Consider the following 23,032-nt stretch of genomic DNA (forward strand, 5'->3'; position numbering starts at 1 on the left):
GTTGTGTAGCAATAGGCGCTAAGCGCCTATTGGTGTGTGTTTTATGGATTTGCAATAATCACGTTGTCTATACGGTAAAGCGCGCCATCGCCCATGTCCCAGCTAGGAAAAACCATAATTACGTTTAATGCGCTAATGTCTAAGCCGGCATCAAATAATTGCTGAAGAGGGAAGGTGTATGTTTGCCATTCGCCCGTTACAGGTACTTGGCCTTCAACACTGCTAGATAAAGCAAGCTCTACGGCACTCGATGTACCAATTGATTCAATTTTAAATAGCCATTGTGCGTCAATATCTGAAGGCGCAGAGACTAGTTTCATATCAAATTGAACTACACCATTTTCAAGTATTGCAGAGGCATCGAACGATACGTCTTCATCAGCAATAAAGCCCATTACTGTAGCAGTAGAACCAATGCTAAATTGCGCTACTGCGCCATGCGCGTCATCATCGGTTTCTGTTGTTGGTGTAGAGCCACCACAACAATCCCAAATACTCCACTGATCGGCAGCTGCATCTTTAAATACAGTAAGCTCACCCGTTGCAGCTGGCGCTGCATTTGGATTATAAATCTTAACGTTATCTACACGGTAAACAGAGCCTTCACCTGCACCCCACGCTGGGAAAATCATTAGTACATCTATAGTACTTACATCTAAGCCAGCAGCTGCAAGATCAGAAAGCTTAAACGTATATGTTTGCCACTCGCCATTAACTGGCGCTACGCCTTCAACACTTGCCGTTAATTCAAGCTCTACTGCAGAGTCACCTTCGTTTGACTCAACTTTAAACAACCACGGTGTAGTTGGGTCACTCGGTGCAGACGTTGCTTTTAAATCAAATTGAATAACGCCTTCATCTAAAATGCTACTAGCATCAAACGATTCACCTGCGCCACCTGACGATGTGCGGCTATTAAAGCCCATTACAGTAGGCTCTGCACCAATGCTAAATTCTGCGGTTAAACCATGCTCTTCATCATCCATAGCTTCAACAGGGGTTGAGCCACCACAACAATCCCACATTGGCCATGCTAGATTTTGCTCATCAGTAAAAATAGTAAGCTCAGGTGATACGCCTAAGTTATCTTGAGTAATCTCAACATCGTCAATTAAATAAACAGCGCCTTCACCTGCGCCCCATGCTGGAAACACCATGATCACATCAATTGCACTAATATCTAAATTTGCAGCATCTAGATCTTTTAATAAGAATGTATAAGTTTGCCATTGGCCAACAACAGGACTTACGCCTTCAATGCTATCTGTAATCGGCATTTCTAATGCGCTAGAACCTTCATTACTTTCAAGTTTTACAAGCCAAGCTGCATCAGCAGTGCCTGGTGCATTTGTTACTTTCATTTTAAAACGAACGTAACCTTCATCCAGCATTGGAGAAGCATCAAACGGGCTGGCTTTTCCTGCTTCGTCAGTAATAAAAATCTCACGGCTAATAAAGCCCATTACAGTGGGTTCTGCACCTACTACAAATTCAACTACATCACCTTGGGTTTCATCTGCAACAATAGCGGGAGTAGATCCTCCACAACAATCCCATGCAGGCCAATTTGGATTAAATGACTCACCAAAAATAGTCAGTGGTGTTGCAATGCCTGTCGAAGGTGGGCTAGGAATTGGTGCATCGCCTTCAAGCAAAGCATCGTCTAGGCTATTGTAACCTGGGCGAATAGTTTCACAGCCTTTACCTGTTTCAGGGTTTGATGCACATTGATAAACACGTACGTAATCAATAGCAAAGGTTTGGCCGTTTTCAAATGCGCTAGCATCTATACCTAGATCATTAACGTTTTCAGGCCAGTCGCCGCCTACTGCTAGGTTTAGCAATAAATGAAAGTCTTTATCAAATGGTGCGCTATCCCAGTGAGTTTCAAGCTCGCCAGAACCTTGCTCAAAATATTCAGCAAACCAGCCACGGTGTTTTAGACCTACAGCCTCGTCACTTGCATTAGTACGAACTTCTGATTGACGCTGAGTTGCATAAAGGTAACCGTCTACGTACCAACGAATTTCACCTTCTTGCCATTCAACAGCATACGTGTGGAAATCATCTGCCGGGTTAGTATTTTCAGGGAATTTAAATTCTTTGCCCGTAGAGCTGTTATCTGGCCACGCGCGTCCGTAATGAAGTGTGCCGTGGATGCTTGACTCTATTCCACCGTCTTCATCCGGTGTTTTAAGATTTACTGATTCTAAAACATCTATTTCGCCAGAACGAGGCCAAGTGCCGTAAACTTCATCTGTTGGCAGCATCCAAAATGCTGGCCAGCTACCTTGTCCTGATGGAAGTTTGGCGCGCACTTCAAAGCGACCATACGTAAAGTCAGCGTTGTAACGCGTATTTAAGCGCGCTGAAGTGTAAGGTTTTTCTGCACCTTCTTCAGCGGGTAGGGCAACAATGTTTAACACACCGTCTGCAATAAATGCATTTTGCTCGCTGTCGGTGTAACACTGTTTCTCGTTGTTACCACCGCCATTGCAGTTTAATTCATAGTTCCATTTGTTTGTATCAATGGCTGAGCCTTCAAACTCGTCGCTCCAAACCATTTGCCAATCTGATACTGGTTCAGAGGCATCTACATTTTCAAAATTTGATTTAGTGGCAGAGTCGCCACCACAGCCAGCTAACGTAACTAAAGAGATAGCGGCAAGTAAACGTGTAATGTGCGTTGTTTCAATGTTCATAACTGAACCCCGGTTTCAACAGATTATTGTCAGATTAATTGTTTTACGATCTATGTATTTTTGTGTTGTAAGCGCTTACATTTGTAAATGTGTTTTGTAAGCGCTTACAAATGATATTGTGGAGTACGCAAATGGTCAACATATTTGTTTATTTTATTTACAATTAGTTTACGGTAAGACCAGTTGCAGGACTGAAAAATACATAAATACGAGGAGCGTAAGCAGTTTACTTATTTACATATGTATTGCTAAACAGTTTATAGTAAAGCATTTTTATTATTTTATATTTGAAAAACACACAACCTATATTTAAAAACGATAATTAAAAGGTATATTGATAAATATCACCTTGAATAGTTTTTAGGCGTACCCAGAATATATGTTGCTGATCAGGTGCCACTGTATATTGGTGAACAAAACCATCAGGTTTTGGCATGATCAAATTCTCTTTTTGAGTATTGATATTAAAAGTCCAAATTCCCGTTGCTTCTCGATAAAAGTATAATTGGTGGTCAATAAGTTGCCAGTTTAGCCAGTTGATTCGATTGAAGTTTTTAATAACAAGTTCTTCACTTGTTGTTGTTAAATTTTTACGCCATAAACCATCTACATTAAATTTAGAGTAATAGAGGTATTGATCTACGATTCTGCCGCTATAACCCCCATTTAAAGTTAATTGACTGTGTGTATCGGTACTTCGTTGATACAACCACAGTTGCCATTGTCCAGAAGCGTTTGTGCTATAAATAATGTTATTTTGTGCGTCGTAATTAGCAACATAGCTATTGTGATTTTTAGTAAACACTTTTTGATAGGCATTTTTATTTAAATCTAGTTCAAAAACATCGCCGTGCTTAGTAAATAAAATACGGCTGCCATCATCAGATAGTTCGTAGCGTACAAACTGTAGATCAAAGGGTAAATCGATATCAATTAATTGGGCCTCGTCGTTTTTAACTCTCCAAAAGTGATGGCTTTTGTAACGCGTAGACAAAAAAGTTTGAATGTTTGCCCGCATACGAGGAAGCAGCTCTGTGCGCGCACTTTGCTGCCACACATGTTGACTGCTGTTAATAGTGTTATATTTTACAATTTCGCTTACGACATTAAGGCTACTTACTAATAGCGAGGCATTCAATTTAGCTGGGATAATAGCTAAAGAGTTAATTGTAAAATCTAATTTTTTTATCGAATAATATTCACCACTCGCGGCTTCTAAAGAGAAAATAGTGTTGTTGTTTGCGATAACTAAAGTATTGTTTTTAGAATGCCATACAAGACTTTTTACACGCAGATTAACTACGTATTCGTTTAATTTTTCTTCTTCATTTTTAATAATTATTTTTGAGTCGTTTTCGCTTATATAACGAACAATAGCAAGTTGATTACTATGGTTATTGTAGGAGAAATCAAAATCGCCCTTAGTATTATTTTTACTACTTGGATTTGTAATTTGTCTTAATCTACTCGTGTTTATATTATAGCTATATACTTGATATGGATGAGATTTACTAAAACGTTTATTGAAGTAAAATGTATTGTTTTCTCCCCAAGCTAGTGAGGTTGGGAACTCATCACATGAAAATAAAAACTGCTTTTTCTTAGTGTGTACATGATAAGTCGAAATTAAACATTGTTCATCAATGTGTGTGGCATAAACGATATATTCTCCATCAGCACTTATCGTCGCCAACGAATTTGTTAGTACACTGTTTTGAGTATGTGTTTTTGTATCATATAAATAAACCGATTGACGGTCATCCTCATCAAGGTGATGGAACAAAATGAGTCCCCCAGATTGGGTGGCCGAGAGCTTATATTCTCTACCTTGCAAACCAATCAATGGCGCACTAACAAGTGATAATTTATTTGGCGTGATTAAGTTTTCAACTTTGAAGAGTGTGCTAAAAAGGGTAGTTAATAGCAGAGCTATAATAATTGCAATAATTGATGCTTTTTTGATATTGCGCACAGGTTTCTTGAATGATGGGCTTTTAAAAGCAACCTTTTGCTCAACAGGCATTTCATCGTGAGAAATATCTGTGTTCGTTACAGTAGCAACTAACCGATACCCTTGAGTTGGGACAGTTTCAATAATATTTTCATTAGTTAACGCTGAAAAATGGTTTCTCAATAAAGACACGGTTCGATTGATCGCTCCCTCACCTACAACCCGATTATTCCAGACTTCAACGATGAGTTGGTTGCGAGTGACAATTTTCCCATTAGCTGCTAGTAAAGTAATTAATAAACTGAATACTTTTGGTTCAAGTTTTCTAGTTTGACTGTCATTTTTTAATGTTCGCTGCTCTTCGTCAAAAATAACACCAGAAATATGGACAGCCATAGGGTTCTCTATCATATTGAAATTACATTGCTTTTTAAAACATAACATAAATATAACAAAAACATAAGCGTCAACTATGGCAACAACAAATAAGTATATGATTTGCTACCAACTCATATTTAATGAGAGTAGAGAAGATGCGTACTTATTTATATTTATTATTGAAAATAATGACAGTCACATTATTAATGGCCGGTTGTAATGGTACTAATAAGGATTCGAGTTTAACAAGTACCCAGCCCAAGGGTTTAACTAAAGTTAAATTAAAAAATCGAAGTTATTATGTGGCAACACCACGTAATAACTTTGATACAAAAAAATCTTATAAGCTTTTATTAGCTTTTCATGGTTCTGGGCAGAGCGCTAAAAATATGCAGAGTATGGCTGCGTTTGAATCTGCATCAGAAAATTATATAGTTGTTTACCCACAATCAAAAGTTGAAGAGTGGAATGAAGGATGTGATTGCAATAAACCCCATCGATTAGGCATTAATGATTTGGTGTTTGTCGAAAATGTTGTTGATGATGTTAAAGCTAAATACAACATTATTGATGGAGAGCTTTTTGCGGTCGGGTTTTCTCAAGGAGGTTTATTTACACAAAATTTAATGTGTAATAGTAGTTTAAAGTTTGCGGCCATAGCATCAGTTGCCTCGCCTATGTCAGAGCAGCTGTCTCAACGATGCGAGATAGTAAATCACACCAACTACATGATGGTACATGGCACAAATGATCAGACTTTACCCTTTGAAGGTAAAACTCATTCAAATTTTGGATTAATCCCAAGTAGGCTTGCTATTGAAATAATAGCCAAAGAAAACAGTATTGATTCGGGTGTACAATTAGAAAAAAGTCAGGCAATCGCTAAATATACATTTAAAAATGATAGCTATATCAACCAATTGGTAGCAATTGAAGGCGGTGGGCATAGTTGGGCATTTAGTAGTTTTAACACCACTGAAGAATTAATAAGCTTTTTTGATACAGTAAGTAAAACTAAACTCGATACCTACTCAAAATTATATCGCGTTGATCAACAACAAAAAATCGATGTACATGTACGTAGCATGGGCCTTGAACATTCGGGGCCCGCGATTATTCTTTTATCGGGCTTTAATAAAAACTTTCATAGTGACAGTGCTTGGTTTGCTTTACTGCAGCCATTGATAGCAAAAACTCATCGTGTACACGTCATAGAACGCTTTGGAAGCGGTTTTAGTAGCCCTGCTGAGCAACCATCGTATGCTTCTTTTGTGCCTGCATTAGATAAAACGTTAGGACTGCTTAATGAAAAGGAGCTAATTATTGTTAGCTTTGCCAGTGCAAATATTTTGGCTCACTTATGGCAAAATTCACCTGATTCACAATTTGTAACTAGCCTTAACGGTATGGTGTGGATTGACCCCGATGTTTTGCTGCCACACTCTATTAGCTTGTATCAAGATTGGCCCGTATATTGGTATAGAGACGCGGGTGATACCTTAATCACACATATAGAAGAAGGTAATTGGACGCAAAGGACTCGAGATAAATTAATTGATGAACGTACAACGACCGAAACACTCATCCCTTCACAGTATAAAGCAGAAATGAATTGGCCGTACTTTGATTTAATAAGCCAAAGCCGTACTCAAATTGATAAACAAGTAACACGAGCAAGAGAGATTATGAATTATCATGATGATTTAAATCGTGTTATTAGTGCCGATATAGCCACATCCACTCCAATCTCCGTTATAGATACTGATTTTGAATCGTATGATATTAAAAATGCAGAACCTGACTTCGTCGATAATTTAGTATTATGGCAACAAGAGGGCTCTTTATGGAGCCAGCAAATTAGTGAGCAATCGGGTGGGCAATATATACCTCTAAGTAATAGCGATCATATGGCAGTTTTTCAGCGCCCAGACGACATTTTAAAAGCAATAAAAAATATAAAAAGTAAATAACCTGATGTAATATATTAAATAAGTGAGCTTATGCTCACTTATTTTTAAATGGCATAATCAATAAACCCCACAATGAGGCATTTTGCTTTTGGCTTGGGTATTCTTTTAAGCCAATATTTATATCTGCATCAGTTTTTTTAGCTTTATCTTTGTAGCTACCAAATAATTTATCCCACCAAATTACACTAAAACCATAGTTTGAGTTAGTTTCGCTAACCACTTGGCTATGGTGAATTCGATGCAATATTTGCGTCATTAATATTAAACGCAGTGGTTTTTCAATGGCATTAGGTAGGCGTATATTTGCATGATTAAATAATGCTAAACCATTAAGTGCTATTTCAAATATAAGTACCGCAATGGCAGGTACGCCAAGAGCAGTTACTGCAATGAGTTTTATAAGTATGCTCAGTACAATTTCGATAGGGTGAAAGCGCAAGCCTGTACTGGTATCTACATGTGCATCGGCATGATGTACGCGATGTAAGCGCCATAAAATAGGCACTTGATGAAATAACCTATGTTGCCAGTAAATTAATATATCGAGTAAAAGTATGCTCAATATAATGATTATAATGCTTGGTAGGGCTATTTGATTAAATAAGCCAATGCCATGCTCTTGATTGTAAAGTGCCACGGCGGTTAACCCAATAGGGACCACTAAGCGCGCAATAACTGATGAAGCAAACACTAACCCAAAATTAGCAAACCAACGTGTACTGCTTTTAATAGGTGCTTGGCGTGCTGGGTTTTGCCATTCAAGTAACATCATAATAATTAAAATGCTAAAAAAGCAGCCGAGTCGCCACCATACTTCATTAGTCATTTATTACCTCTGAATTTGCACATGCTAGGCATGTTTTCAGCTGCTTCTTGTTGCTTAAGCGTGTGATAACCGCCATGTATACGGGTAAAAATAGTTATGCCACACGCAATAGCAAAAATGCTCGCCATAATCGCAAAGTGCTGCGGCCAAATACAAAATGCAATAAATAGCGCTATTGTTTCAGTGCCTTCGGTTAAGCCGTTTAAGTAGTAAAAGCTTTTGTATTTAAATTGCGGTTTTTCGAGTTTAAATTTTTCGGCGGCAATCGCAAAAGCTAAAAAGCTTGAGCCCGTACCAATAAAAGTGGCAAGTAATAACGATCCCGCTATCGCGTTTTGCTCTGGGTTTGCCAAAATAAAGCCAAGCGGAATAGCCGCGTAAAATAAAAAGTCGAGTGTGATATCTAAAAAGCCACCCGCGCTTGAACTTTGGTTTGCATAGCGTGCTAATGCGCCATCAAGTCCATCTAAAATTCGATTTAAAGCAATGGCAACTAATGCCCCGTACCACATTTCAAATGCCAGTAATGGCACGGCTAATAAGCCAACTAAAAAGCCAATCACAGTGAGCTGATCGGCAGTTATGCCGCGTTTATGCATAAGCATAACCACAGGTGTTAAAAGTGGCTTAATTATAGGGGTGATAAATTTGTCTAGCATGTTTTTTGCCTTATGCGTTTAAAGCTATGTATTTAAAGTGCGCTACTTAAAGTAATTAGTTTGCCACTTGCAGCGTCGGCGTCGCTATGGTCGTGAGTTACCATAATTGCAGGTAGCTTATGATCGCGTATTTGGCTAAACACGAGTTCGCGTGTATCAACACGCAGTTGGCTGTCGAGTTTGCTAAAGGGTTCGTCGAGTAAAATGGCTTTAGGTTCACTCAGCAGCATACGTAATAATGCAACACGGGCTTGCTGCCCGCCCGATAAGTTATCGGGATGACGATTACCCATGTCTTTAAGACCTACTTGCTCAAGTGCGTGTTCTATTTTTTCAAGGCGTTGTTTTTTATTTCCTTTGGGCATTGCAAAGGCAATGTTACCAGCAACAGTTAAATGAGAAAACAATAAAGCGTCTTGATAAAGCACTCCAATATGGCGCAAGTGTGGAGGGGTGTTATCGATATTTTGACCATTAAGCCACACCTCACCATTGGCCTTAAAGCTACTTGGTAAAGTACCCGTAAGCCAATTTAATAAGCTTGATTTACCACTGCCTGATGGGCCCATAATAGTCAGAATTTCACCGCCATTAACTTGCTCGTTTAAGCTAAGTAACAGCTCATTTTGGCGATAAAGCTGACAATTTTTAATTTGTAACGATGACTGCATTAAAAAACCTTAACCCTGATAGTGTTAAACATGGGTGCTTTAAATATGTGCACTTTTAAACTTGCGTACTTTTAAACACGTGCACTTTTGAAAAAATATTTAGGTAAACCCCATGCCAGTATAAATCCAATAAGTGGCAACGCCATTTGCATAATAGCGTACACGGCACTGGTGCGTCTGCTTGCGCCATTGGCAAGCGTAACAGCTTCGGTTGTTATTGTGGCTATGCGCCCGCCGCCAGCTAAAAGCGTGGGGAGGTATTGTCCAAAACTAATTGCTAAGCCCAGTGCGGCTGCAATTAAAATAGGGGCAAACAACTGAGGTAGTTTTACTTTAAAAAACACCTTGCATGGCGCTGCGCCTAGGCTTGCTGCAACATGAGCAAAACGAGGATCTAAGCGCCTATAGCTGCTCGCAAGTGACAAAAACACATAAGGCAACACAAACAGTAAATGCGTAAGTACCACATTAAAAAATGCGGCTTGGTTATTTACCAATTGTTGTATCCATACTAGCCCAAACAAAAAGGCAATACTGGGTACTAATAACGGTAAGTAAATAATTAAACTGGTAAAACGAGAAATAGGTTTGTCATTCAACTGCTCTGATTCTAAACACAGTAAAGTAAGAATAATGGCAAATAGTGTGGTTACTAAACCGATTGCTAGCGTATTAAAAAGCGGGCTGCCCATTTGCATTAGCGCACTTTTAAAATGCAGTAGTGTAAATTGCTCAGGCATTGCATCTGGAAAACGCCAAAAACCTGCAACCGACCACATAACTAAACCAATAAGCGACAATAGTATAAAGCTAATTACTAATGCGGTGAGTACGACCGTTATTTTTTGCCAATAAAATCCGCCGTATTCGCGCACTCCATTAGTGAGAGAGTCGCTAAATAGCACTTTTACGGCCTTTTCCCCGCCAAGCCAAAGGGCTAACAAACCGCCTGTAACAGCCAGTTGTAATAAAGCGCCCGCTGAGGCTTTAATACGCAGGTTTAAATCAACATCGTTAAACCAATGCATTATTGCAACGGCCAACGTAGGTGGTGTATTTGGGCCTAAAATAAGTGGCATTTCTACACTGGCACTGGCATAGGCAAGCACTGCTAAAAGCGGTAAACGCAGCAGCGGATAAAGGCTGGGCAGTATTACTTTAAAAAAGGCGGTCATTGGGCAATAACCCAAGTTAAGCGCAACCTTATGTTGTTGGCGTAACTTTTTGCCAAGCTCAGGTTGAGCAAGTACACCCAGTGCCATTAATAGTAAAAAAGGCAGCTCTTTGAGTGTTAAGCCCAAAATTATACTAATACCGAACGAATCATGCGGAAACATGCCGTTTGGCGCAAGTTCCCAGCCGCTCAACCAAGGCGACGCTAAGCGTGAAATCATACCTGAAGGGGCAATTAAAAAACCTACTGCAATAGCTGCGGCGGCATGAGGTATAACTAATATAGGGCTCAATAAACGCTGAATTCGGTTAAGCCAAGGGCTATTAAAAAACGCAGCTAAAATCATTAAGGTAATGATAAATGCAAGCAAAGTACTTATTAAACCTGTTGCAACGCTTAAGGTAACCATTTGGGTAAGGCCAGGTGTTTGCCAAAGGGCATTAAAACCTTGCAAGCTAAACGTTGTTTGCTCAAGTACGGGCGCATAACCAAAGGCAGGCAGCAATACGCTAATTAAGCCACCAAGTACGGGTAGTATAAGTAAAGCGAGTAAAAATCGCGGGCTAAATTTTACAATGCGCGTAAACATATCGGTGCTGCACTGCGTTGTTGCTTTGGTATTTACGGGGACACTTTTTGAAATAACGCTCATTGGCTTACTCCATAACGGGTTTGCCAACCTTGCATAATGGCGTTTACCCAGCTTGGATGAGGTTCGCTCAATGTGCGTTTAATACTGTTTAAAGGCAGTGCACTTGGATGCGGTTTAGCTGTTTTAAATAAGGCTTGCTGATCAGGCGTTAGCGTTGATTGAATAAGTACGCTTTTATCGCCCCATATATGCGCTTTTTGTTTTTCAGCTTGCGCCTCTGGGCTCATTAAAAAATTAGCCACTAATTGCGCACTTTGCTGGTGGGTTGCATTGTAAGGGATTGCCACAAAATGGGTATTACTTAAACTGCCATCACTCATTGCATAGCTGCGAATGCTGTTTGGCAAATCATAGCGTTTTACAGCTGCCGGTACTTCTGGTGCAGAAAAAGTAAAGGCTAAGCTCAGCTCTGTATCGTCTACTAGGCGGCGCATTTGAGCACCACTTTGCATAAAATGAGTGCCACCACGCCAAAGTGTTGGGTGCAGTTTATTTAAAAACTCCCACAAAGGGGTTAACACTTGCGCCGTGTTTTTAGTAGTAGCTGGTTGGTTTAGCTGCGCTTTAATGTTTTCGCTGCTTTGCTGATGCAGTACAACTAAGGCGTACTTTAAAAAGCTCATGCCTAAAAAGTCAGGCGGCTTTGGGTAACTAAAGCGACCAGGATTTTGCGCGCTCCAGTTTAATAATTCGTTTAATGTAGTCGGCAATTTGTTGTTTGCATTACCATTTATTGCAATGCTGTCGTAATAAAACGTAAGTGACGCTTGCCCCCATGGCGCTTCCATTCCATTGGTGGGTAGTCCAAAATCAAAGGTTACAGCAGGGTTGTTAGCCGGATCAGTTAATGCAAAGTTAGGTAATTTATTCGCCCATTCTTTTAAAAGAAGAGAGTGCTCGCTCATGGTGGCAAAGTTAGCCCCGTTGATCCACATTAAATCTACGCTGCCTTGGTTGTTATTGTTTGCTGATTTTTCGGCAAGTACACGGCTTACTGCTTCGCTGGTGTCACTTAATTTTACATGTACTAAGTTTATGTTGTACTTAGTTTTAACTTGTTTTGCAGCCCATTGAATATAGGCATTTATTTGCGCGTCGCCGCCCCATGCATAAAAGTATACATATTGATTGCTACCAAGTGTTTGAACTTGTTGCCAGCGAGATCCCTGTTGTGTGTTTATTACTAAATTACTTTTACTATTTGAGTTAATAACGGTATTAGCAAACGCAGTGCTCGAAAAAACAGCTAAATTTGCGATTGTACAAACGCAAAACGCGACACAGCAAAAGCTGTATCGCGTCAGTGTTTGCCAAAACTTAATGGCGAACATTTAAATCCCAGTTGTAGTCTAAAAATTCAACTTTCATGTCATCATTTTTAAGTGCTTTTTGCTGAGCGGGTATCAGTTTAAGAGCGTCAGGATACTGCAAGAAAAACTGCTGTAACGTATTTGCACCTCTAAAGCCATTTTCAAAGTCATCACCGTACCATTTAAATATTGAAGACACGCTTAGCGTATTTTCTTGAGCCATATTACGTGTCATATCTGATAAAAAGCGCACTGTTTGCTCTTGCAATTGGCTTTCTAAATCAGTGGCTGTATACGCTTCTTCTCGAAGCGCTGGGCAACCAATACTCGCGCAATTTACTGCAAAGTGAATGCGTGGGTCGTTGTATTTACCGCTGCCACGTATTAAACCATGTTCTATATCATCAAGGCTGCGAGTTTTGCCAAGTAATGGCACAAACTCTTTACTCCATGGTGAGCTAAAAAAGCTTCCTAAGTCTTTAATTGACTTGAGATCAGGGTACTTAGTTAAAATAAGCTCAACAGTCCACGCATTATAAGCATTGATTAAAAAAGCGAGTTGCTTAGGCTTTTCCCATGCGTCAAATTCGCTTTGTGTTACAGCCGTTAACGAATCTAAATACGTTTTTAGCTGTGCATGCTCACGTTTTATGGCAGCGTAATCAACCTCAGTACTGTGACCTTGGTTAATTTCGATAACGTGCTTATTTAACAATGTATTCCAGCTATCGTGCATGCTCTGGGCTTGGGCTGAAAATGAAGTTGCAAACGATGTAGCAACTAAAGCCGAGCCAAGTAGTAATGCTTTTAGAGGTGTTTTAAGCATAATTAACCTCGACGCCAAGTGTGGTATTTTTCAAGCAAGTTAAGCACTTTTTCAGGTGCATGAGCGCGTTTCCACTCACCTGCTGCGTATTTGTTACCTTCAGCCCATGTAGGGTAACTATGAATAGTACCGAGTATTTTGTTAAGACCTAAACCGTGTTTCATTGCCAGTACAAACTCAGCTATTAAGTCGCCAGCGTGCTCAGAGACCACAGTAACACCGAGTATTTTGTCTTTGCCTTTGGGTGTAATTACTTTAATAAAGCCTTTTGTAGCGCTGTCGGTAATTGCACGGTCTAGCTCTTCAAATTCAAAGCGAGTAATCTCAAAGTCTATGCCTTTGTCTTTTGCATCTTGCTCGTTTAAGCCAACACGTGCAACTTCTGGGTCAATAAACGTAGTCCACGGAATAACACGGTAATCTACTTTAAACTTTTTAAGGTGACCAAATAAGCCATTTACCGCTGCGTACCAACCTTGATGGGCTGCCACATGTGTAAACTGGTATGGACCTACAATATCGCCTGCTGCAAAAATATTTGGGTATAGCGTTTCAAGGTATTCGTTAGTTACAACAGTACGGTTTGTTTCTATGCCAAGCTCTTCAAGGCCGTAACCTTTAAGGCGTGCACTTCGGCCAACAGCACATAATAGCTCGTCGTATTCAATATCGATTTCTTTGTCGTTATGTTTAACAATAATGAATTTTTTACCATCGCGGGCTTCACAGCGCAGTGCCTGATGCGATGTTAAAATATTAACGCCACTTTCGGTTAACGCTTCGTGAGCAAAAGTAGACACTTCTAGGTCTTCTTTGATCATTATGCGTTCTGCCATTTCAATTTGCGTAACGCTTGAACCTAAACGTGCAAAGCTTTGTGCTAATTCGCTACCAATTGGACCACCACCAAGTACTACAAGCTTTTTAGGTGCCTCATCTAGCTCTGCAAATTTATTCCACAATGTATCGCTTGTTACATAGCCTGTTTCTTCAATACCAGGTAGTGGCGGTACAAATGGGCGTGCGCCAGTGGCAATCACAATAGTACGAGCGGTGAGTGTTTGCGTGCCACCGTCGTTAAGTTTAATTTCTACAGTCCACGGGTCTATTAATTTACCGTAACCTTTTACTACATCTACGCCTAAGTCGGTGTAGCGCTCAACACTGTCGTGTGGTGCTACATCTGCAATAACTTTGTGTACACGTGCCATTACTTTTTTGAACGAAAACTGCGGTGTTGCGTTTTCTAGACCGTAGTTTTCGCCGTGGCGAATTTGCTCTGCAATTTTAGCGCTTTTAATAACTGCTTTACTTGGAACACAACCGTAGTTTAAACAGTCGCCGCCCATTTCGCCCGCTTCAATAAGAGTTACTTTTGCTTTAACAGCAGCAGCAATATAACTTGTTACCAAACCACCAGCCCCAGCACCAATAACAATCATGTTGCGGTCGAATTTTTTAGGTTTAGTATAATTTTTGTATACTCGACGTTTTTTAAACACGTTTAAGATTCCTTTTGCAATGAAAGGGAAAATACCCAATAGAGCGAATGATAAAATTAAGTTGAACGATAAAATGCCAGATAAGCTATCTATTTGCGCCAGCTGTGTACCTGCATTAACAAATACAAATGTGCCGGCTAACATACCTGCTTGGCTTACCCAGTAATAAGTCCACGACTTTATTGAAGTAACACCCATCAATAAGTTAATTAAAAAGAACGGAAACACAGGCACTAAACGAAGAGTGAATAAGTAAAAACCACCTTCTTTTTCAACGCCTGCGTCAATTGCAGCTAAGCGCTCAGGAAAGCGTTGCTTAATAGTGTCACGTAGTAAGTAGCGTGATACTAAAAAGGCAAGTGTTGCGCCAATAGTTGATGCAAAAGAGGCAACCAATAAGCCTTCAACTAAACCAAACAATGCACCTGCGGCAAGTGTTAAAATAGCCGCGCCCGGTAAAGAGAGAGCCGTTACCACTACATACAATAAAAAGAACCCACCAATAACAAGTAGCGGTGATTGCTCTTTGTAATCGCTAAATTGATCCATCGACCCTTTTAAGCCATCAAGTGTAAGTAGTTGGTGTAAGTCAAAATGAAAGAACAGGCCGATAGCGGCAGCTGCAATCAATAATAAAAATATTTTTTTAATCATGTTCTCTCTCTTAAAAACTATGCGTAAGGGTTAACTTTGCGTTTATTGGCAACTCAGGAAAAGCCAATGTTGCACCAAAGTAACCGCCTTCAAATACAGGGCGCCAGTTTTTTTGATTCGTTACGTTGTTTACATCTAAACGTAACTTAGTACTAGGCGTAAAAGCATAGCTAGTATTAACGTTTAATGTGTACTGATCACGAATCTTAACTGTCGCCAAAAAGTCTAATGGGTAACTCTTTGTATATAGACCTGAAAAACCCGTTTGCCATTTCGAATTAATTGAATAATTTCCGTTAAAACTGAACGACTGCTCAGGAATGCCTTGAACTTGGCGATTAGAGCGTGCAAATGGAGTAAAACTAGGTGCGCCAACACTGGTACCTTCAATAATATCTGGACGTGAGTTGTCAAATGCATCGGCTACTTGAGCTGAATCTTGGCTACTTGCAGAATTATCGTAGCGAGCATCAATATAGCTGTAGCCAGCACTTAGCCAATAAGGGTAAGCATCATAAAATACTTGGCTTTCAAAGCCGGTAGTACGAATGCCGGTATTGCTACCATCGCGATTACGTAAACTACGACGTTGGCTGAATACTGCTCCATCGGCGTACCAATCACTGTCGGTTGGTGCGTATTTTAAACCAAATTCAACTAAAGTATTTTCGGTTGAAAAGTTTTGCGCGCTAATCGTGTTGTCGCCACCAAGAGACGTGCCGCCAGCCATGCTATTTGATGTGGCTTCGTTGTAACTTGCTGCACCATAAGTGGTGTAATCACCGTTTAATCGGTAGTTAAAGCTTACTTGCCCTGAATGTAGCTTATCGTTAATGCTATCACGAGCTGCAATTTCACCCTCTGGTGCTATTGGGTCGTGCGCGTCTACGTCATAAAAATCAATGCGGTAGCCAACACTTGTATGAAACTTATCTGTCCAATCAGAATCCTGCTGAATAGCAAAGCCTGTTTGCCATGAGCGCGAATCGGTAGTGTCTGATAAGTTAAAGTCGCCATTGCCGTCATTATTAATATCATATTGACCACCAGGGGATACAAATATACCTGGGCTAATTTCAATTAAACGCGCTTGTTGTACATCAGTTAAAGGAATGCGGCGGTTTGAAAGTGGGCCTGTTAAATCAATAGGTAAATCGGCTTCTGTTGTAAATTGGCTGTAGCCTAATACGCGGTTATAACGCACATCAAATGCAAAAATTGTTTGCTGGTCGCTATTCCAAAGATAGGTAAGCTCGGTACGGTTTTGCGCGGTATCGGCACCATCTATAATTTCAACAAAGCTATTTTGTGCAATTTCTTCGCGTTGTAAGTGCTGAAAATACGTAATGTTTTTTATTGATGCATTGTTGGAAAGTTCACGCTTATAAATGCTGTGTAGTAAATAAGTAGTGGCTTCGTTTTGATTATCAGGATCGGTAAGCACTGTACTGCGATCTATTTTTACTTGCCCAGTTGGTGAGATTATTGAACCTGCTGCCGGTACTGTGCTGCCATTTGCTTGCACGCCTTGGCCGGTAATATAAAGGCCATTATCTATTAGCGCTTGAGTAGGGCGGTTAATACCTGCGTTATCGGTAAATTCAACTTGATATAACTCAAAGTTAATATCCCAGCTGCTCTTGTCATCAGGTAATACGCGTAATGATGCAAATAAGCTGTCGCTCTTTGTGCCTGAAAAATCGTAGTAGCTGCCGTTATCTATGTGTTCAGCGCTTACTCTAAAACCTACTTTATCTTTTACAATGGGTGCACTGTAATCCACTAAAACACTGTACTGATCCCATCGACCTGCAGATACCGTTGCTTTGCCTTTACTTTCGTCAGTTGATGCTTTTTTAGAATGTAAGTTTACAAAACCACCGTTGCGTTGGCTTGAGCCAAATAATACCGGCGGCGCGCCTTTTACCACGTCTATCTGTTCTATAGAGTTGAACGATAAGGGCACACCAAAGCCGTTATTACCGGCTTGGCGGCGTGTGCCATCTTGAAAAAGCTCACCTAGTTGCCCACGAATAGTAGGTAAACTGGGTGCCCCAAAACCACTGGCTGAATAGGTATTAGGGCTTACTGCGAGCACGTCTTGTAAAGTCGTAATATTGAGTTGCTCTATTAACTCGCTTGAAATTGGTGTTACTGATCGGGCTATATCTTGTAGGGCTAAGTTGTCGCCAAACGGGCCGTCTACAGTGGCGTTTTTAACCGAAAGACCTTGAGATTTAATAACTTGGCCTGCCACCTCAATGCGCTCTATTGCGCCATCTTTTGTTGTTTTTGATTCTTCGGCTGCAAAAGCATTAAGTGGTGTATTTAATATGGTGGCTAGGGAAAGTGCTAAATATGCGTGTTTCAAACGTTTTCTCTCTACGGTTAAAATGTTGTTGGCGATAAAGACCGAAAGGATTAAAAATAAATTTCAGTAAATTTCGATTCTTTTTGTTTTTTAGAACATAACAAAACGGATGCATTATAAAGGTGGTAATTAAGTACTATTGTTTTATTAGTTGATAAAATATTAATAGAGCGATTGTATTAGAGTGAATGTAAATATTTGCTTTTAATGGGCTTTTTTAATTATAGACTACTTTTTACCTGCTAACATTTTAAAATTGTTAACTTTTACGCAGCATTTTAAAATTCCTAAAATAAGCTTCACTTTTATTGCTACAAGGCTTAATTACTTTTTTATTTAAAATAATTAAATTTTTTTGAAATAAAAAATAACTTATACGGTCTAGGTTACTTCAACGTTTATTAATATTCATTTAAGGAAATTTTATGACAGGTTCAATGAGTTCTGATGTGCAAAACCGTTTGCAATGGTCACTTTTATCTTTGCGTTTAGGCGTATTTATTGTAATGGTTATGTGGACGTTCGATAAATTCGTAAACCCTGGTCATAGCGCACGTATTTTTGAACATTTTTACGGTATTAGTGGCTCATCTGACATAGTTGCTTATGTTATCGGTGCTCTACAACTTGTATTAGTATTGGCATTTTTAGCGGGTATTAAAAAGCGCATAACTTACGGTATCATTTTTGTAATGCATGGCTTATCTACGCTTTCTTCGTACAACCAGTATATAGATGGCTTTAACAACTTATTATTCTTCACTGCATGGCCAATGTGGGCTGCGTGTTTTGCACTTTACTTATTACGCGACCAAGACGTGAAATTTACTGTAAAGTAATAGAACAATAGCTATACCCTTAAGGTTGTAGCTAAAAATACATTGGGCTGAGTTATTTACTATTTCAGCCCAATGTATAGCCTTTGAGCACTTCTTCTAATAATCCAATCTCTTTGTCATCTTCTAAAAATAATCCTTTTTATATTATTTCATCTTAAATATTGCGTTAGATCAAAGTTAATATATTTGTAAGAACAATATCGACAGCTTTAGTTTATGTTAGCTATACGGTTAGTAGGTTTTAATTACCTCAAGTTATTCAACTCAATGTTGTATAGAAGGCTCGTATGGAAAAGGTTAAAATTTCGTCAGCGCATCAGTCATCAAATCGTTCAGTAAACAAGTCTTCACATAATCAAAATTGCGATGAATGGAGCAAGCTCGATTTAGCACAATTACAAGCAAAGCTAAAAACATCATCCGACGGGTTAAGCCAAACTGATGCCACACAAAGATTGGCACAATATGGACCTAACGAACTAGTTGAAGAAAAAACAAACCTACTACTCAAATTTTTATCTTACTTTTGGGGACCAATACCGTGGATGATCGAGGCTGCTATTATTTTATCTGCGCTTGCTAAGCACTGGGCTGATTTTTTTATTATTCTTGTATTATTGTTGTCCAACGTATTGGTTGGCTTTTGGGAAGAGCACCAAGCGGGCAATGCAATTGCTGCATTAAAAGCAAAATTAGCAAATAAGGCGAGAGTACGCCGCGATACTCAATGGCAAAATTTAAATGCCAGCGAGCTTGTACCAGGTGATGTTATTAGAATGCGGATGGGCGATATAGTGCCTGCAGATGCGCGTTTGCTCGATGGTGATTCAGTAGAAGTAGATCAATCATCACTTACGGGTGAGTCGTTACCGGTTGTAAAGTCGGCGGGTGAAACTGTTTATTCGGGCTCTATTATTCGCCAAGGTGAAATAGAGGCAATAGTATACGCAACCGGCGCTAATACCTTTTTTGGTAAAACAGCACAGTTAGTGCAAGGGGAGCGAACCGCAAGTCATTTTCAGCGTGCAGTGCTTAAAATTGGTAATTATTTAATAATGCTTGCTGCGGCTTTAGTACTGCTTATAGTTATTGTTGCTTTGTTTCGCGATGATCCAATGATCACCACATTACAGTTTGCACTCGTATTAACTGTTGCTGCAATACCAGTTGCAATGCCAACAGTGCTATCAGTTACTATGGCTGTAGGCGCTCGTTTATTGGCTAAAAAGCAAGTGGTTGTAACACGTTTAGCTGCAATTGAAGAGCTAGCGGGTGTTGATATTCTTTGTTCTGATAAAACCGGCACATTGACACAAAACCTATTAACGTTGGGTGACCCGTTTTATATCGAAAACTCAATAAATAAAGGCTCTGCTGAGCAAGTTATATTGTACGCGGCATTAGCATCTCGCTCAGAAAATAACGATCCGATTGACTTAGCAGTATTACAAAGTGTAAAAGCTGAGCAGCATCTAGATTCTTATCATATAGAGCATTTTCAGCCATTTGATCCTGTGAGCAAACGTACTGAAGCAATCGTTAAAAATGATGATGGCAAAACATTTAAAGTGACCAAAGGTGCACCGCAGGTTATTTTAGCTTTGTCGGCTAATATTGAGGCAGTTAAAACTCAAGTTGAGGCATCAATAGATGAATTTGCAGCACGTGGGTTTCGCTCTTTAGCGGTTGCTAAAACAGACGAGCAAGGTAAATGGCAATTTATAGGCGTATTGCCACTTTTTGATCCACCGCGTGAAGAAGCAATACAAACCATTGCCGATGCAAAAGAAATGGGTATGAGTGTTAAAATGGTCACGGGCGACCAAGTGGCCATTGCGCGCGAAACTGCAAGTAAACTGGGTTTAGGGACAAACATTCTTGATGCTAGTGGATTTGGTGCAACTGAGTATCATCAAGCCACACAGTTAGATGATTCTATCGAGAGTGCTGACGGATTCGCACAAGTATTCCCTGAGCATAAATACCATATTATTGATGTGCTTCAGCATAGAGGGCACATTGTTGGCATGACAGGAGATGGCGTAAATGATGCGCCAGCACTTAAAAAAGCTGACTGTGGCATTGCTGTATCGGGTGCTACAGATGCAGCGCGTTCAGCAGCATCAATTGTGTTAATGACCGATGGCTTGTCGGTTATTATTGATGCAGTTAAAGAAAGCCGAAAAATATTTCAACGCATGAACAGTTACGCTATTTACAGGGTTGCTGAAACACTGCGCGTACTACTCTTTATGACAATGGCGATATTAATTTTTAACTTTTATCCGTTAACAGCAGTCATGATTGTAATGCTTGCTTTACTTAACGATGCCGCCATTTTGTCTATTGCATACGACAATGTGCATTATCAAAATAAGCCCGAGACATGGAATATGCGGCTCGTTTTAGGTATTGCATCTGTGCTGGGAATTGTAGGGCCAATTGCAGCCTTTGGTTTATTTTACTTAGGAGATAAAGTATTTGAACTCGACCGTCCTCATCTTCAAACATTAATGTACTTATTACTTTCTGTAGCAGGGCATTTGACTATATTTTTAGCGCGTACCCGAGGTCCATTTTGGTCTATTAAACCGTCTGCTATATTAATGGTCGCCGTATTTGGCACGCAAGTTATAGCAACACTTATTGCTGTTTATGGTGTGTTTATGACCCCACTAGGATGGGGATGGGCACTTGCTGTGTGGGCATATGCTTTGGTGTGGTTTTTTATTAACGATGGTTTAAAGCTAGTGGCGTATCGAATTTTTGATCCGACAGAAGCACCCTTACTAGAGAAGAGTTAGCATATAGGCTTAAAAAAATGGTTATAAGCCAAGTGGCTTATAACCAATAGTACACAAGGGAGTGTATATAAGGTGGTTCAATTATTTGTGAGTAAAGTTACTCACAAATAAAAAGTATTAGTGCATTGCATCATTATACTGCTTTGCCAAGCTTTGTTTTTGCCCTTCGGTTAGTGCTTTACCCGCTAATTGAAATACTTCGTGTTCTTCTTCACTTAAATGATGATGTACTAAATGATGCAGTTTTTTAGCTGCAACTAACCATGCAGACGAGCTCATTTCGGTATCTTCAAGTTGTTCAATTAATTCATCAATTTCGTGATGTTCAGCTACGCTGTGGCGCGCTTTTTCATGAGTTAAGTCATCAAACATAAGTGGGTTGTAAAAGTAACGTTCTTCAAACTTTGCGTGTTGTTCTAGTTCTGTTTTTAGCTCGTCCATTAGCGTGTGGCGCTGCTCTGTGTCGCCGTGCGTTTGAATAAGCGCATCTACCAATTCTCGTTGTTTGTCATGGTCATGACGTAGTGCTTCAAAAATATTCATAACTAATCCTTTTACAATTTATTTGCTTATGTCACTAACTAGCAAACTAAATGCCAAATATTAAGTTGATGTATTTTATTGCTTTTATTTTGATTTTTTATTTTTGGGCTGCTATCACTGTAAATTTTACAGTGATATGAATGCAATAATTTCAGGCTTTTACGTAGTTCAATTATAGAAGTGAGTATAAATCCCTACAGAACCTTACAAATATTTACTGGTTGTTTATTTTATTGCAGTGATAAAGTCGCAACATTATTTAGGTACAATCTATATGTATTACTCCCACATATAATACCAATCGGTATAAATGCAGGTAGCACGTTAACTTAATAGGATAGTTTAAGGATGAACACAAAAAGCCCCATCGCCGCATTATTGCTGTGCGCTTTATTAAGTGCATGTAGTACAGCCCCACGTTCTGACCCTAACTTATGCATTGAAGAGGCCGAAACGGTTGATCGAAATGGCGCTCAAACAAGCTCAGAAGTTTATAATCAATGCATTAGCGCACAAATTAAAAAGGATGAAAAAAACGACACTTTTTTTGATGCTATAGGTACGTTCTTTTTTGAATTTTTTGTAATGGAGGTAGAAAAGTAAATACGGCTAACTTGCAGCTATAGTCTAAAGTAAATAAGTTACGTAAAAATAGGATTAGTTATGAAGCAATTATTGATAGCAATTCCACTTTTTTTATTACTAAGCGCTTGTGCGGCACAGCCTTACGCAGGCTCGGCAAAATGTATGGAACAAGCAGATATTGCATACGAAACCGATACACGTAAAAATGAGATATTAGATAATGAATGCAAAGCTGCAAAAGTAAATACGCCTAATAAAGAGCTTGAGAATCATGGCTTGGTTGATAGAAGCCTTTTACAGCTAATCGTTAGCGTTTTAAATGGCGTATTTTAATAGTAAAAATATAATTAAATAAGGTATGTATGAGGGAAGAACTAAGAGCAAAAATAATTACCGTATGCGATAAAAAAATAGCAGTTAAAGGCGAAAATGTAGGGCTTTCTTTTTATGCATTTTTTGCTAATAAAAACGACGACCCAGCGCTACTTATGGAAGCTGCTACTTGGTGGATACACACCCATAAATTAGATCATTTTGTAAAAGCAAAGACCATCAAAAAAATGATCTTAGATGGGCTTTAGTCAAGTAAATGAGCCAATACTTTTAGCTGTGTTT

Annotated in this window: 17 protein-coding genes; 6 read left to right on the top strand and 11 right to left on the bottom strand. The window is 39.5% G+C overall.

Going from position 1 to position 23,032, the window contains the following annotated elements:
- Positions 1 to 41 precede the first annotated feature (41 nt).
- Positions 42 to 2,702, bottom strand: a complete 2,661-nt coding sequence (locus tag I6F48_RS13570) for a glycoside hydrolase family 16 protein (RefSeq protein WP_197119637.1) — start codon at positions 2,700 to 2,702, stop codon at positions 42 to 44.
- 322 nt (positions 2,703 to 3,024) lie between these two features.
- Positions 3,025 to 5,049 carry a winged helix-turn-helix domain-containing protein gene (locus tag I6F48_RS13575; protein WP_197119638.1) on the bottom strand — a complete coding sequence of 675 codons (2,025 nt, stop codon included), beginning with the start codon at positions 5,047 to 5,049 and terminating at the stop codon, positions 3,025 to 3,027.
- Between the two features lie 170 nt (positions 5,050 to 5,219).
- On the opposite strand from I6F48_RS13575, the gene I6F48_RS13580 reads away from it, so the two are divergent.
- Positions 5,220 to 7,001: an alpha/beta hydrolase gene (locus I6F48_RS13580; RefSeq protein WP_165728980.1), complete on the top strand. Its 1,782-nt coding sequence runs from the start codon at positions 5,220 to 5,222 to the stop codon at positions 6,999 to 7,001.
- Between the two features lie 34 nt (positions 7,002 to 7,035).
- Here I6F48_RS13580 and I6F48_RS13585 read toward each other — a convergent pair whose 3' ends face one another.
- The 8 genes from I6F48_RS13585 to I6F48_RS13620 form a co-directional block, all read right to left on the bottom strand.
- Positions 7,036 to 7,827, bottom strand: coding sequence for a sterol desaturase family protein (locus tag I6F48_RS13585; RefSeq protein ID WP_197119639.1), 792 nt, complete (start codon positions 7,825 to 7,827; stop codon positions 7,036 to 7,038).
- Positions 7,824 to 8,486 (bottom strand): CDP-alcohol phosphatidyltransferase family protein, encoded by a 663-nt coding sequence (locus I6F48_RS13590; protein ID WP_197119640.1) that lies wholly within the window; start codon positions 8,484 to 8,486, stop codon positions 7,824 to 7,826. The genes I6F48_RS13585 and I6F48_RS13590 overlap by 4 nt, the downstream gene beginning before the upstream one ends.
- A gap of 32 nt (positions 8,487 to 8,518) precedes the next feature.
- Positions 8,519 to 9,157 carry an ATP-binding cassette domain-containing protein gene (locus I6F48_RS13595; protein ID WP_197119641.1) on the bottom strand — a complete coding sequence of 213 codons (639 nt, stop codon included), beginning with the start codon at positions 9,155 to 9,157 and terminating at the stop codon, positions 8,519 to 8,521.
- A gap of 71 nt (positions 9,158 to 9,228) precedes the next feature.
- Positions 9,229 to 10,983, bottom strand: coding sequence for an ABC transporter permease (locus I6F48_RS13600; protein ID WP_197119642.1), 1,755 nt, complete (start codon positions 10,981 to 10,983; stop codon positions 9,229 to 9,231).
- Positions 10,980 to 12,314, bottom strand: coding sequence for an ABC transporter substrate-binding protein (locus I6F48_RS13605; RefSeq protein ID WP_197119643.1), 1,335 nt, complete (start codon positions 12,312 to 12,314; stop codon positions 10,980 to 10,982). Before I6F48_RS13605 ends, I6F48_RS13600 begins: the two co-directional genes overlap by 4 nt.
- Complete coding sequence (locus I6F48_RS13610; protein WP_197119644.1) at positions 12,301 to 13,119, bottom strand: DUF547 domain-containing protein; 819 nt, start codon at positions 13,117 to 13,119, stop codon at positions 12,301 to 12,303. Before I6F48_RS13610 ends, I6F48_RS13605 begins: the two co-directional genes overlap by 14 nt.
- Before the next feature lie 2 nt (positions 13,120 to 13,121).
- Entirely contained in the window at positions 13,122 to 15,275 is a 2,154-nt protein-coding gene (locus I6F48_RS13615) for an FAD-dependent oxidoreductase (RefSeq protein ID WP_165740879.1), read from the bottom strand.
- A 10-nt stretch (positions 15,276 to 15,285) separates the two neighbouring features.
- Positions 15,286 to 17,646, bottom strand: a complete 2,361-nt coding sequence (locus I6F48_RS13620) for a TonB-dependent receptor (RefSeq protein WP_197119645.1) — start codon at positions 17,644 to 17,646, stop codon at positions 15,286 to 15,288.
- Between the two features lie 425 nt (positions 17,647 to 18,071).
- On the opposite strand from I6F48_RS13620, the gene I6F48_RS13625 reads away from it, so the two are divergent.
- Positions 18,072 to 18,485 (top strand): hypothetical protein, encoded by a 414-nt coding sequence (locus I6F48_RS13625; protein WP_007581772.1) that lies wholly within the window; start codon positions 18,072 to 18,074, stop codon positions 18,483 to 18,485.
- Positions 18,486 to 18,772: 287 nt separating this feature from the next.
- Entirely contained in the window at positions 18,773 to 21,289 is a 2,517-nt protein-coding gene (locus I6F48_RS13630; protein WP_197119646.1) for a plasma-membrane proton-efflux P-type ATPase, read from the top strand.
- A gap of 117 nt (positions 21,290 to 21,406) precedes the next feature.
- Here the strand turns inward: I6F48_RS13630 and I6F48_RS13635 are convergent, their stop codons facing one another.
- A complete protein-coding gene (locus tag I6F48_RS13635; protein WP_007581776.1) occupies positions 21,407 to 21,832 on the bottom strand; it encodes a hemerythrin domain-containing protein in 426 nt (141 codons plus the stop codon).
- Between the two features lie 348 nt (positions 21,833 to 22,180).
- On the opposite strand from I6F48_RS13635, the gene I6F48_RS13640 reads away from it, so the two are divergent.
- The 3 genes from I6F48_RS13640 to I6F48_RS13650 are packed head-to-tail and all read left to right on the top strand — an operon-like array spanning position 22,181 to position 22,998.
- A complete protein-coding gene (locus tag I6F48_RS13640) occupies positions 22,181 to 22,435 on the top strand; it encodes a hypothetical protein (RefSeq protein ID WP_197119647.1) in 255 nt (84 codons plus the stop codon).
- Positions 22,436 to 22,495: 60 nt separating this feature from the next.
- On the top strand, positions 22,496 to 22,750 hold the full coding sequence (locus I6F48_RS13645; protein WP_024592905.1) for a hypothetical protein: 255 nt from the start codon (positions 22,496 to 22,498) through the stop codon (positions 22,748 to 22,750).
- A gap of 29 nt (positions 22,751 to 22,779) precedes the next feature.
- Positions 22,780 to 22,998, top strand: a complete 219-nt coding sequence (locus tag I6F48_RS13650) for a DUF6500 family protein (RefSeq protein ID WP_165728967.1) — start codon at positions 22,780 to 22,782, stop codon at positions 22,996 to 22,998.
- The last annotated feature ends 34 nt before the right edge of the window (positions 22,999 to 23,032 follow it).

The organism is Pseudoalteromonas sp. SWYJ118, from assembly GCF_015864505.1.
GTDB classification, from domain to species: Bacteria; Pseudomonadota; Gammaproteobacteria; order Enterobacterales; family Alteromonadaceae; genus Pseudoalteromonas; species Pseudoalteromonas arctica.

What these genes read in the sequence shown, in the direction of transcription:
- I6F48_RS13570 (WP_197119637.1), bottom strand. Translation starts at nt 2,702, where the DNA reads ATGAACATTGAAACAACGCACATTACACGTTTACTTGCCGCTATCTCT.
- I6F48_RS13575 (WP_197119638.1), bottom strand. Translation starts at nt 5,049, where the DNA reads ATGGCTGTCCATATTTCTGGTGTTATTTTTGACGAAGAGCAGCGAACA.
- I6F48_RS13580 (WP_165728980.1), top strand. Translation starts at nt 5,220, where the DNA reads ATGACAGTCACATTATTAATGGCCGGTTGTAATGGTACTAATAAGGAT.
- I6F48_RS13585 (WP_197119639.1), bottom strand. Translation starts at nt 7,827, where the DNA reads ATGACTAATGAAGTATGGTGGCGACTCGGCTGCTTTTTTAGCATTTTA.
- I6F48_RS13590 (WP_197119640.1), bottom strand. Translation starts at nt 8,486, where the DNA reads ATGCTAGACAAATTTATCACCCCTATAATTAAGCCACTTTTAACACCT.
- I6F48_RS13595 (WP_197119641.1), bottom strand. Translation starts at nt 9,157, where the DNA reads ATGCAGTCATCGTTACAAATTAAAAATTGTCAGCTTTATCGCCAAAAT.
- I6F48_RS13600 (WP_197119642.1), bottom strand. Translation starts at nt 10,983, where the DNA reads ATGAGCGTTATTTCAAAAAGTGTCCCCGTAAATACCAAAGCAACAACG.
- I6F48_RS13605 (WP_197119643.1), bottom strand. Translation starts at nt 12,314, where the DNA reads ATGTTCGCCATTAAGTTTTGGCAAACACTGACGCGATACAGCTTTTGC.
- I6F48_RS13610 (WP_197119644.1), bottom strand. Translation starts at nt 13,119, where the DNA reads ATGCTTAAAACACCTCTAAAAGCATTACTACTTGGCTCGGCTTTAGTT.
- I6F48_RS13615 (WP_165740879.1), bottom strand. Translation starts at nt 15,275, where the DNA reads ATGATTAAAAAAATATTTTTATTATTGATTGCAGCTGCCGCTATCGGC.
- I6F48_RS13625 (WP_007581772.1), top strand. Translation starts at nt 18,072, where the DNA reads ATGACAGGTTCAATGAGTTCTGATGTGCAAAACCGTTTGCAATGGTCA.
- I6F48_RS13630 (WP_197119646.1), top strand. Translation starts at nt 18,773, where the DNA reads ATGGAAAAGGTTAAAATTTCGTCAGCGCATCAGTCATCAAATCGTTCA.
- I6F48_RS13635 (WP_007581776.1), bottom strand. Translation starts at nt 21,832, where the DNA reads ATGAATATTTTTGAAGCACTACGTCATGACCATGACAAACAACGAGAA.
- I6F48_RS13640 (WP_197119647.1), top strand. Translation starts at nt 22,181, where the DNA reads ATGAACACAAAAAGCCCCATCGCCGCATTATTGCTGTGCGCTTTATTA.
- I6F48_RS13645 (WP_024592905.1), top strand. Translation starts at nt 22,496, where the DNA reads ATGAAGCAATTATTGATAGCAATTCCACTTTTTTTATTACTAAGCGCT.
- I6F48_RS13650 (WP_165728967.1), top strand. Translation starts at nt 22,780, where the DNA reads ATGAGGGAAGAACTAAGAGCAAAAATAATTACCGTATGCGATAAAAAA.